Source organism: Bacillus sp. BR3(2024), from assembly GCF_039134555.1.
GTDB lineage: Bacteria > Bacillota > Bacilli > Bacillales > Bacillaceae_G > Bacillus_A > Bacillus_A cereus.
This window is the reverse complement of sequence record NZ_CP152433.1, coordinates 922,108-934,403: the sequence shown is the minus strand read 5'-3', so window position 1 is coordinate 934,403 and position 12,296 is coordinate 922,108. Positions and strand designations below refer to the sequence as shown.

Genomic DNA, 12,296 nt, shown 5'->3' with positions numbered 1-12,296 from the left:
TCTACAAAAAAGGAGAATTGTAGATGAACGATAATGAAAAACAACTTGATTTACGTATTAGACGTACACATAAATTACTGTGGGATTCCTTATTTGAATTAATGACGCAATCAAAACAGAAATATAGTACGATTACGATTAACCAAATATGTGACCGCGCAATGGTACACCGAACAACCTTTTATAAACACTTCGAAGATAAAGATGCTTTATTAGCATTTGGATTTAAACGATATAGCAAGATGATTGCTGAAATACCGGTTTCAGATCGATTAAGTAAACCATTTCAAGTAATGGAACAATTTCTACACCATGAAGAAATCGGTAAAATATTAGAAACGCAAATGTCTGATGAACAATTTATTAACCGAACACAATATTTAAGTCACGAAACGAGAAAACAAGAAATAGAAGCGTTAAATCAACTGCACAAAAATCATACGATGCCCAATGATTTAATCATTGAATTTTATTCAGGGGCAATCACCTCATTAAGCGCATGGTGGTTTAAAAGTGAAAGAAAAGTTTCTGCTGCTGAAATGGATAGGTATCTCCATCAACTTATTAATCGGGATATTTTTCAGTTTGAAAAGGAATAAGACTACACCTTTTCAATCATGCAATAAAGTGAAACTTTAATCAGCCCTCACCAATCGGACTTTTACGGACAGCCCGACCCCCACCTAACTTCTTTGCTTCCACTGAATTTTGAGGTGGGGGTCTTACTGCCCGTTAAAGCGGGATCAAATTGACCACAAAATAGGAATATGATATATTTTCCGTAGAATACTATATAAGTGTAACAGCGAATAAATTGGCATATAATAAAAAGAAGAGATGCGCTAACATCTCTTCCTTAACTGCTACCGTATAGGGTGGTGGTTATTATACGTTATTATTTTTTACGAAACCCACCCTTTTGCTTCCTACGGCGCGGAGTGGGTTTTTTGTTGTCCTTACCCAGAAGTTGCTTCCGCAAAAAATACGCTGAAACTTCACGTACATCGTACGTCTTGATTCTGTACTGTCTGTTCCGCTACCAGATACGTAAATGAACGTCATGTTTGGATTTAACTCCGCTAATGTTTTCGCGGCGGATAACATTAAATCAATGAAATAAAACGTCGATAAATTTAAGTTACGAATATTCAGAATTAATATTAAAACTAAAAATGGGGATAGGGGTATGGGCTTATAAAATTTATACATAACGAGGGAATAGAAATGAAACTACAATTAAAAGCGGATTTAATGTTACTACTAGTTACATTTTTTTGGGGTGCATCCATCCTACTTACAAAACTTGGACTTGATGGCATAGAAGAATATAATTTAATCGCATTACGATTTATTATCGCTTTTCTTTTATCAGGTTTAATATTTTACAAACATTTATTCAAAGTTGATTTTAAAACTGTAAAATATGCATTTATACTTGCTTCTGTCTTATTTATCGTTTACATTTTCGCGACTTTCGGTACAAAGTATACGAGTGTTTCTAATGCTGGTTTCCTACTATGTCTCACAGTCATTTTCATTCCAATATTATCAGCTATATTTTTAAAACACATTCCGGAAAAGAAAGTTATAGTAGGAATCATTTTAACGATAATAGGAATCGGCTTATTAACATTAACGAGCGAATTCAAAATCGGTAACGGCGATATATTTTGCATACTGTCTGCCCTATTTTATGCGATTCACGTCATCATTACTGGAAGCGTAACGAAACATGTAAACTCCATTGCACTTGGCGTCATACAACTCGGTTTCGTCGGTCTATTTAGTCTTATTTTTTCATTCATTATAGAAACGCCAAAGCTTCCTAGCACAATCAACTCATGGCTAATCATCTTAGCCTTAAGCATATTTTGCACCGCAGTCGCATTCATCGTGCAAGTAATTGCCCAGCAATACACGACGCCTACCCATACAGGTCTTATTTTTTCATTAGAACCTGTCTTTTCCGCAGGATTCGCTTTCGTTTTCACAGGTGAAACGCTGACAGGAAAAGGATACTTAGGGGCTACGCTTATATTGCTGAGTGTGCTAATTGCTGAGTTAGATTTTAAGAGTTTGTTGAGGCCTAATTATAAGAAGAATATAGAATAAACATTTCACTATGATCAATAAACATACCCCAGAAAAATATGAGTTTATATTATTTTTATTCTCTTCACTTAGATTTTCTTTTTAGATGCTATCTTCAAACAAGGTAGCATCTAAAAAATGTTAAAAGGAATTTTCTCCTGGTATCTTCTTATATTCTATGTAGGCATCTTTGACCTTTTCTACGTTCTTTAATTACTTACTGAATATAGTCATACAGATTTTTCGCTAACAATAAACAAGTTACTGTAATGAAAAGAGCACGAACATACCCGCTTCCTTTTTTTATAGCAAATTTGGAGCCAACAATCCCTCCAGCAATTTGAGCAATCCCCATGATAAAACCATATGCATAGTTGACTTGCCCTACATACATAAACATCAACAATGCACCAACATTACTTCCTAAATTAAGAAGCTTCGCATTACCTGCTGCTTTTAAAAAATCATACCCAATAAATAAAAGAGAAAACATTAAAAATGAACCTGTTCCAGGACCTAGAAATCCATCATAAAAACCAATAGCAAAAACAAAGAAAGTAAAAATAATGACGTGTCGACCAGACAATTTTTTATGAGTGGAAATACTTCCCCAATCCTTCTTGAATATCGTATAAATAGCGACCACACCAAGCATAATCAACATCAATGGCTTCAGTACTTCTGGATTTATTAAATGAACGGTCCATGCCCCTATTATGGAACCTATGAAAGTGAGCGGAACTAATTTAAACGCCGATTTCAAATCAAGATTACCAGAACGATAAAACACAATATTACTAGTTGCACTTCCCATTGTCGATGCTAGTTTATTTGTGGCTACTGCACTTGCTGGATTCAGTCCTGTAAATAATAAAGCTGGTAAAGCAATGAGTCCACCACCACCTACAACTGAATCAATAAATGCAGCTACAAATCCAAAAACAATCAAAATCATTAATACAGATGGGTCTAAATAAAAATCCATACTATTAACCTCCCTTTTAGTCACTATTCGAATAGTAACTAATAATTTGCTAAATGTAAACAGTTATTGTAACGTTGAAATATAAAGTGAAACTTTAATCAGTGGGGCCACTGATTATTAGTTGAACCAATCGGGCTTTAACGGGCAGCCCGATCCCCACCTAACTTCTTTGCTTCCGCTGAATTTTGAGGTGGGAGTCTTACTGCCCGTTAAAGCGGGATAAAAGCAAACATCGGAGGACGAAAAAAGTGGACTACATAGTGCAACAGCTTAAAAAAATTGGTTTTAATGAATATGAAGCTAAATCTTATGTATCTCTTGTTAAACAAGGGCCTGTCACAGCCTACCAAGTGAGTAAAGATTCGAGTGTCCCAAGAGCGCGAATTTATGAGATTTTAGGTAACCTTGTAGAAAAAGGAATTGTCATGAAAGAAGAAATAAATGACACCACTCGCTATTCACCTCTACCTGTTGAAATCTTTTTACAGAAGGCGCAATCAGAATGGCAGTCTACTTATGAAGGAATTAGTGATTCATTAAAGAAACTAGAAACTTCCGAGGAAAAAACGGATAATCGAGTAATTACTTTAAAAGACAATCAAACAATCATTAGCTATTGTCAGGCATTAATAAAAAAAGCAGAACGACGTATTGTCATTTCAATGTGGGATGAGATGTATGAAGCGTTAAAAGAAGATCTATCTGAAGTAGCTGATAAAGTTACAATACAAGGTATTACCCTACATGTTGAAAATCCCATTAAAAATCTAGAAGCCCATCGCATAACACCTTATACAGAAACCTTGTCTACAGAACATTGGTTTATTGTATCGATAGATTCTAAAGAGATGATTTATGGACCATCACTTGAAGAGCGTAATATTGCTTTTTATACAGATGATCCCGTTCATATATACCTATTAGAGGATTACGTATGGCATGATGTTTTAGTAAATCGACTTGTCCGACGTAGCCAAGATGATTTGCAGCAGTGGATTACGGCAGAGAGAAAGACTTTCTTTATGGGGAAATAAGAAACATATTCAAGAGCAAATAAAAAATTTTGCGTATTAAACCTAACAACTTCTCCGTACAAAAATAGCCGACTATTATATAGTAAATATTCGGCTATTTTTGTATAAATTTATACAGACGCTGCCATTACCCCAGCGATTAATGAGATAAACGCTTCTCCCACTCTTTCACCTTTTCAATTGTTACATCTAATTTTTTAGCTATTTCTTCTACACTCATTCCTTTAAAAAGCATTCCAGCTGCCGAAAGTGCTTTATCAATTTCTTCTTGCTTCTCTTGTTCATATAAACGACCTACTTTTGTCATCCGTAACCACTCCTTTACCTTTTTATATGCCTTCTTCTATTTTATCATCCAATCTCCACAAACCGCCCAAACTCCTTCAAAAACCTCAGCTTAAAACTCCCCACAGGCCCATTCCGGTGCTTCGCCACATGAATCTCCGTCATCTCTTTCTGCACTGTTTCCTTATCGTAATAATCCTCGCGATACATAAGCATAATGACATCCGCATCTTGCTCAATTTGTCCGGTCTCTCTTAAATCTGATAAAAGCGGACGCTTATCTTGCCGCGACTCTACAGAACGAGATAACTGTGACAGTGCTACTACACAAACATTTAATTCACGTGCTAATAACTTAAGCTTACGAGAAATCTCACTAATCTCTTGAAATCGATTGCCCTTATGCTTCGGATCGCCCGTAATGAGCTGCAAATAATCTACAATGACTAAAAGCTTTTTATCACCGTGTTTCCGCTTTAACTTACGGGTTTGCATCCAAATATCTTGCACCGTAACACCTGCATTGTCGTAAATCTCAAATGGCAACTCACCAATCTCCGCAAACGCCTTACTTACCTTCTCCCAATCTTCCATCGCAAAACGATGCTTCGGATTTTTCAGCCTACCTCCTGACACTTCACCTATGCAAGAAGCCATCCTTTTTAACAATTGCTTACTACTCATCTCTAACGAAAACAATCCAACCGCCGCTCCAGACTTCGCCGCATGCAGTCCAACATTAAGCGCAAACGCAGTCTTCCCCATAGAAGGACGCGCACCAAGAACGACAAAATCTCCTTCCTGAAGTCCACACGTCATCTTATTTAACGATGTATAACCAGTCTCAATACCAGTAATCTCTTTCACATCTTGATGAAGCTCCTCATACAAATCAACTAACGCATCCTTCAAATCAAACTCACATACAGAGTCTTTTTCCTCTAACTCACAAAGTGCCGTAATCGTCTCACCGATAACTTTCTCACTCTTCTCCGCAATAAGACGCTCTCCCATCTTGTGCCCGAGAACACCGGCCTGATACATTTTCCACGCACCTCGAACAAGCCCCTCATAATAAGAGAAATTGCTAGTAGTAGGCACACCATCCATTAACCCTATAAAATACTCCATTCCCCCGATCCCCTCTAAAAACTTCGGATCTACCCTAGAAATGAACGTCACAAGATCAATCGGTTGCCCCTCGCCTTCCATCTTTCGCATTAACTGAAATATAGACTTATGTACTGGCATAGAAAAATACTGCTCCGTCAAACGGCACTCCTTAATAAGCTCTCCATCAAGTAATAGAGAACCTAACACCGTCTTCTCCGCCTCCACATTTTGAATACTCATGGCCGCCACCCGCGCTCCTCTAAAAAGCGCTGCAACTCTTCCTCAGACGGCGCATTCTGCTCCCACTCCTCACACCTCGCCAAAAACTCCTCCGTCTCCCCCGTACTAACAGACGACTCCTTATTCCTAAACTTAGCTGTATCCGCCTCAACCTCACACACTTTCGTAAATCCTTTCCCGTGCCAGCCTCTCAAAATCCCCTTCACATAAGCAACCGTCCGCTTATTATTCTCAAACGCAATTTGAAGAGCCTTCAGCACAAGCTCCTCTGACAAATCTTCCATCCACGCACTCAGTTCCTCCACAGTATGAGGAGACAAACTACCGAAATGTTGCTCATAAAAAGAAAACACACGACTTCCCGTTTCTTCCTCTACAACCGCTTCTTCCACTACCTCCTCACAAACTGGCTCAACATCATCCACAGCCAAATCATCAGGCATACCGAAATATGCTAAAAGCATCGGAACACTCAGCTCTTCCTCAGCGCACTTCTGAAGAAACATATGTACAAACTCCTTATTCTTCACACCCTTCAGCTCACGAAGCACACACTTCTCCACATTCGTATTCGTCACAGGATTATAACGAAGCCAATTCAAAACGAATAGCTCCCGAGTATCCGCATCATAAAGAATCTTTCCATAATCAATAAAACGCTGCACAAGCTTATCAACAGTCTCCCGATTATAACCCGTCTCCATCTCAGCTAACCACTTGGGAAAAGGAAAAATCCCGCACTGCGTCGTCTTCGAACAAGTCAACAAGTACACATAAAAATACCGCTCCTCCGGCGTCAAATCCAAAACAAAATCATCCTGCCAAAAATTCACCTGCACATTACGATACACCGCCATCCTAATTCCTCCCGTCTCCGTTCAAAAGTAAAAGCCCCTTCATAATATATATGGGAGGGAGTCAGGGTTTTTGGCGTGTTATTTTAAATTTTTTTTGACTACTACGGTGTTTGTTGGTGTTTTTGTTTTTGTTATGTTTTTTCTTAGTGATTTATTACTTGGTAGGGGCTTGTAAGGGGCTTCGGAGGGGTTAGTTATCGGTTACTTCGATTAGAAAGACCCATCTCCACATTCTGCTTAAACCAATTAAATGAATCCACAAATCTAATAAAAAACATATTAAATTCCAATAAAAAAGACCATATCAAAAGCATACTCCGATGTCATTTTGATACAGCCCCATCTATATTCGCTTAATAATTTTAGAAACATAAAGATATTAAAAATTTAATATACCTACAAAACATTACTATCCTTTAAATAATCATAAAGCTTATTATCAACCGATTTCTCCATAATCATATTCATCGTAACAACCGGTAGTTCTTTTCCATTTTTATCTTGCATTTCAGTTTGTTCTACACTTGCTTTATCAGGTCTCGCTTTTCCTAAATAGTAAAAGTCGCTCCCCTCGTCATCATCTTTTTTCACAAAAATATGAACATCAATATTATTTTCTTTAGCGTCAATAATTGTTTGAACTTCCTTCGATTTTAATGTTCTATTACTTCTTGTATACCATTTAAGAACATCTTGATTAAGGAATTCATCACCGTAGTCCACACTGGATTCTACCTCATCATTTTTATGGTATGTGATAAATATTGGACAAGTATAATATTTTGTCTTATAACCATACATAGTTGAGCTCTCATCATTATGCCAATTTAAAAGTTTACACACATCTTTTCTTGAGTATTTTTTATATACAGTAAGGTTACTATCACACTCATAGTTTTTGCCCTTTTCCTTCGAACTTCTAACGATGTCCATAACCATATACTTAAAGTATTCATTTTGTTCTAAGCTTTTTCGAATAGAATCATTAAACATATATATCTTATTGTTTTGTAAAGAGAGAATTGGCTTTTCTCCATATTTCTTTTGACTGTTTTGTGAGAAAAACTCTAATTCAAAAATTCGTTGTACTGAAGTAATCGTTTCATCATCTGTTAAGCAATTAGATTGTTCAAGTTGTTTTACATACTCATCCTTATCAACTTTTTCTTTCTTTAATAATAAGTCTAACAAAACGATTTCGTTTTTACGTTTTCCATTTAATACTTCCAATGAAAGCATTGTTAAAACTTTGTTTTCGTACTCTGTTAATGTAGGCACATCTTCTTTCATTTTCAATAGGAACTGATAATAGTTCGAATATCCATCTACAAGTACAACTGGATCAATAGAATGGTTTACTATAAAGTCATATAAATATAGAATTCTTCCTATTCTATTTTTCAACTCACCAAACGCTTCCTTTAATAATTTCATTGCTGTTAAATTACTATTATTAATAGCTTTAAAGATTTGTTTTTTCGCTATCTCCTCAAAGTTAACTGTTGAAATACCTTTAATATAACTCGTGTCATTTGTATATCTGCGTATATTATCTTTATTTTGTGATCTATCTCCTGAAAGGGCAATTGGAATTAAATAGTTGTTTTTATAGTTTCCAATGAAATCAATAATCGTAACAAAATCTTTCGAATCATGTTTCCGAAGTCCACGCCCCAGTTGCTGTATAAAGATAATACTTGATTGAGTTTGTCTTAACATAACAACTTGATTCACACTCGGAATATCAATTCCTTCATTAAATATATCTACCGTTAAAATATAATCAAGTATGCCATTTTTTAATTGATTCACGCGCAATTCTCTTTCCTCTTGGGAATGATCTCCTGTTAATGCAAATGTGCGAAAACCTCTATTATTTAAGGCGTGTGATAATTGTTCTGCTTCATCTTTTCGGCTGCAAAACATTAGTCCTGTTACTTTCTCACCAGAAAAACCATAATATTTTACTTTTTCAACTATATGATCCACTCGTTCTTCTGTAACAAGTTTAGATAAAACTGTAGTGTCATCTATCTTTTCACCATTATATTCAAAATCAGCAACTCCAAAATAATGAAAAGGACAAAGCATATCTTCTTCAAGTGCTTCTTGCAAACGAATTTCATAAGCAATATTGTAATCAAATAGCTCATAAATATTAAAGTTGTCTGTACGTTCAGGTGTAGCAGTCATTCCCATTAAAAATTTCGGTTTAAAATAATCAATAACCCTATGATAAGAACTAGCACCAGCTTTATGAACTTCATCTATTAAAATATAATCGAATAGCTCAGGATCAAATTGGTGTAAAGTGTCCTCTTTTGAAATAGTTTGGATCGTCGCAAATAAATATTTAGCATTTATTTGTTTATTTGACCCTGATAAAATTCCAAAGTCCTCATCTATTCCACCAAGAACTTTTTGAAAATCTGATTTCGCTTTATTTAATATTTGCTCTCGGTGAACAATAAATAGCATCCGTTTAGGTGCAAAATTTCTGACATCAAATGCTGAAAGATATGTCTTCCCCGTTCCTGTTGCAGAGATAACTAAGCCTTTTTCTTTTCCAGCGTCTCGAATAGCTTGTATTTCTTGTAACGCAGCTTGTTGCATTTTATTTGGGTTAATTTTCAAAGCTTCTTCAATTGAATTATGATATTGACCAGGTAATTCTATAACTCGATCTAGTAACTTATTTTCTGCAGCTTGCTCATATATTGTTTCGTAATTTGCAATCAACTCTTCGGTTAATACTTGAGAATGCTCCCAAACTTCTTCAAATTGGTTTTTAAAATGCTGTACAATCTCTCCATCTTCATGCGATGTTAACTTAACGTTCCATTCATAGTTTACCTTCAAAGCATGTGCAGTCAGATTTGAACTACCGACAATTAATGAACAATGTGTTTTGTTATCAAATATGTATCCCTTTGAATGAAAACCAGATAAATTTGTTAATCTTACTTCTACATTTTCAAGTTTCATTAACTCTCTAAACACTTTTGGTGTATTAAAGTTTAAGAATGTAGATGTTAATATACGTCCTACGTCCTTTAACCCCTTTTTGTTTAAGATCAAGGAAATGTGATTTTAAAGTCGCTAGCCCACTTTCTGTAATAAAAGCTACTGAGAAAATAAAAGATGTACTATTTTCTAGCTCCTCCAATAATGAGCTTAAAACATTTTCATTTTTTTTCGTATTGTTTACTAATAATTTCGGCTTATATATTCCAGGATGATTATGTTTTTGATCAATAAACCCTTTATATAAAGACCCCTCTAATTTTTGAATGAAATTCTCCATATGATCACCATTTATGACAATTTTTTATATTAATTGTATTACTCACTGATTTAAAGTGCAAATTTATTACAAATATAAAAAACTATCCGTATAAAACGAATAGTTTTTTTCAAATTACTTTACAATCGATTCTTTTGATAATTTCTCAATAGTCGGGATATCCGCAGGTGCCCACTCTAAAGCTGCTAGTTCATTCGGATATAACCATTTAATTGCTACGTGCTCAGTTAGAACCGGACTTCCTTCAACAAGCTTACAATAAAAAGTTTTCAAATGAACAATACCAAAATCATACTCATAGGCTGTATAATCAATTTGCTCACCAATCTGCACGCTACAATGCATTTCTTCATCAATTTCACGCTTTAACGCCTCTTGAGGTGTTTCCCCCTCTTCTATTTTCCCACCTGGAAATTCCCACATAAGAGGTAGCGATTTAGATGGCCCTCTTTGTGCACATAAAATTTTCTCATCTTGGACAATTACCGCTCCAACAACATAAATATTTTTCTTCATTATTTCCTCCTTAAATCTCACAGAAACTCTATACTTTATGTTTCCACACTTTATAGACTGAAAAATGCCTTTTATATCTTTTAACGACTAATATATTTTTAATCAGTAAGCTAGATTTTATCTGTCCCTATCTAGCCCTTTTAATGTAATTAGCCTAACACTCTCATCTCTTTTATATTATATAGAAGTAACTACAAAAATAAAGCCTGATTGAACACTTCCCTTTTAAGCCTCTTTTTTCACCATTTCCTCGTACCTAAAATCACTCTCCTCCAAAAACCCCCTACTCTCCCCACTATCCTTATAATAAGAATTCCACCCTCTTTCCCTCAAAATCCCCTTCCAACTATCACTCTCCACCATCCTCTTAATAACACCATCCCAATAAGCAACCTCTTCCTCCGTCATATCTTTCGGGCCCATGATTCCTTTCCAGTGCTGGAATATGACGTCGATTCCTTGTTCTTTCCATGTTGGGATTTGTGGTAGTCGGTCTATCCGTTTTGGTGCGGATACGGCTAGTATTTTTATTTTGCCGGCTTTGTATTGTTTTTCGGCTTCGGATAGGGTCATGGTTGCGGCGCCTATTTGTTTGTTCGTTAGGGCGTTTATGATTTTTTCTTTGTTTTCGTAGACGAAAAATTGTAGTTCGGCTGGGTTTATACCGAAGGCTTTGCTTACTTGTACGAAGGATAGATGATCGTCATTTCCTAGGCCTGGGGCAACACCGATTTTGAAGTTTTTCTTGTCTTGTTTTAGTTGTTTCATTAGTTCGTTTGCGTTATCTATGCTAGAGTCTTTTGATACGACAACTACTTCCCAGTCCGATGCTAGCGTTGCGAGTGGTGTGAAGTCTTTATATGTTAGTTTACTGTGGCCTAGTAGGTTGTTCGTTATGAGTAAGCTTGAGTTAATCGCCAGTACGTGACCGCCTTTTTGTTTCGTATATTTCCATCCGACGTCACCACTGCCTCCTACTTTGTTTGTGACTGTGATTGGTTTTGTGAAGATTTTTTCTTCTGTCAGCGTTTTTTGCATCGCCCGTGCTGTTAAGTCCCATCCTGCTCTTGGAACGTTCGGCGCAACGATTTCTACTTCTTCTATGTTTACTGTATTCGTTTGAGATTTTTCCGAGGAACAACCAGCTATTACTCCTGTCATGATCCATATACATAGTAATAATCGTTTTTTCATAGTCCTCGTCCTATTCGATATTTTCGTTCTGGTCGTCCGATAATGCCGTATGTGTACTCTACTGTGCATTCGCCGGTCGCTACTAAGTATTCTAAATATCTTCTTGCGGTTGTTCTGGAGGCCCCCATTTGTTCTCCCATTTCTTCTATTGTAATGCCCTCTTCAAATCCTTTTATAATCCCTTTCACTTTTTGCAGTGTTAACGGATCCACACCTGTCGGTAAGTTTTTTATGTCTTGTGTTTGCGAAGTCCCGAAGAAATTATCGATGAGTGCTTGATTTACTTCATTGTTACTATGTAATAGTTGCTTCTTTCTTTTATAGTCTTCAATTGTGCGAACAAATTTTTCTAACGTGACTGGTTTTATAAGGTAATTGCTTACTCCGTTTCGAATTGCTTTTTCTAGCATATAGTTTTCATTCGCCGCCGTTACCATAATGACGTCAACGCTTGGAAAGTCAGCATGAATTTGTGGTAATAAGTCAGTTCCAATTCCATCTGGTAAGTAATTATCTAATAGAAGCAAATCGATTTCTTCCTTTTGTAGTAGTTCCATCGTTTCTTTCGCGTTCAATGCTTTTCCAATCACTTTTACGTCCTTTATTTTTAATAAAAACTCTTCCTGAATTTGCGCGACGCGGAAATCATCTTCTGCAATTGCAACCTTCAACATATG

Annotated in this window: 10 protein-coding genes and 1 pseudogene; 3 read left to right on the top strand and 8 right to left on the bottom strand. The window is 36.1% G+C overall.

Annotated features, from left to right (window positions below):
- Positions 1–23: 23 nt before the first annotated feature.
- Together V7S45_RS04810 and V7S45_RS04805 are read left to right on the top strand one after the other, a co-directional pair.
- Positions 24–599 carry a TetR/AcrR family transcriptional regulator gene (locus V7S45_RS04810; protein WP_025687786.1) on the top strand — a complete coding sequence of 192 codons (576 nt, stop codon included), beginning with the start codon at positions 24–26 and terminating at the stop codon, positions 597–599.
- A gap of 625 nt (positions 600–1,224) precedes the next feature.
- Positions 1,225–2,112: a DMT family transporter gene (locus tag V7S45_RS04805; RefSeq protein WP_025687785.1), complete on the top strand. Its 888-nt coding sequence runs from the start codon at positions 1,225–1,227 to the stop codon at positions 2,110–2,112.
- Between the two features lie 196 nt (positions 2,113–2,308).
- Here V7S45_RS04805 and V7S45_RS04800 read toward each other — a convergent pair whose 3' ends face one another.
- Entirely contained in the window at positions 2,309–3,076 is a 768-nt protein-coding gene (locus V7S45_RS04800; RefSeq protein WP_257115886.1) for a TSUP family transporter, read from the bottom strand.
- Between the two features lie 248 nt (positions 3,077–3,324).
- Here V7S45_RS04800 and V7S45_RS04795 point away from each other — a divergent pair, with 248 nt between their 5' ends.
- A complete protein-coding gene (locus V7S45_RS04795; RefSeq protein WP_025687783.1) occupies positions 3,325–4,110 on the top strand; it encodes a TrmB family transcriptional regulator in 786 nt (261 codons plus the stop codon).
- A 139-nt stretch (positions 4,111–4,249) separates the two neighbouring features.
- Here the strand turns inward: V7S45_RS04795 and V7S45_RS04790 are convergent, their stop codons facing one another.
- The 7 genes and pseudogenes from V7S45_RS04790 to V7S45_RS04760 all read right to left on the bottom strand — a co-directional run bounded on the left by V7S45_RS04790 (position 4,250) and on the right by V7S45_RS04760 (position 12,293).
- A complete protein-coding gene (locus V7S45_RS04790) occupies positions 4,250–4,417 on the bottom strand; it encodes a hypothetical protein (RefSeq protein ID WP_000169783.1) in 168 nt (55 codons plus the stop codon).
- Positions 4,418–4,461: 44 nt separating this feature from the next.
- Positions 4,462–5,748 (bottom strand): replicative DNA helicase, encoded by a 1,287-nt coding sequence (gene dnaB, locus V7S45_RS04785; protein ID WP_142292947.1) that lies wholly within the window; start codon positions 5,746–5,748, stop codon positions 4,462–4,464.
- Positions 5,745–6,605 carry a DnaD domain protein gene (locus V7S45_RS04780; RefSeq protein ID WP_088345516.1) on the bottom strand — a complete coding sequence of 287 codons (861 nt, stop codon included), beginning with the start codon at positions 6,603–6,605 and terminating at the stop codon, positions 5,745–5,747. Before V7S45_RS04780 ends, dnaB begins: the two co-directional genes overlap by 4 nt.
- Before the next feature lie 396 nt (positions 6,606–7,001).
- Positions 7,002–9,909: pseudogene (locus tag V7S45_RS04775) on the bottom strand (DEAD/DEAH box helicase).
- A 114-nt stretch (positions 9,910–10,023) separates the two neighbouring features.
- Entirely contained in the window at positions 10,024–10,425 is a 402-nt protein-coding gene (locus tag V7S45_RS04770) for a (deoxy)nucleoside triphosphate pyrophosphohydrolase (protein WP_000739608.1), read from the bottom strand.
- 225 nt (positions 10,426–10,650) lie between these two features.
- Positions 10,651–11,619, bottom strand: a complete 969-nt coding sequence (locus tag V7S45_RS04765; RefSeq protein WP_088345514.1) for a tripartite tricarboxylate transporter substrate-binding protein — start codon at positions 11,617–11,619, stop codon at positions 10,651–10,653.
- Entirely contained in the window at positions 11,616–12,293 is a 678-nt protein-coding gene (locus V7S45_RS04760; protein WP_000921517.1) for a response regulator, read from the bottom strand. Before V7S45_RS04760 ends, V7S45_RS04765 begins: the two co-directional genes overlap by 4 nt.
- Positions 12,294–12,296: the final 3 nt, after the last annotated feature.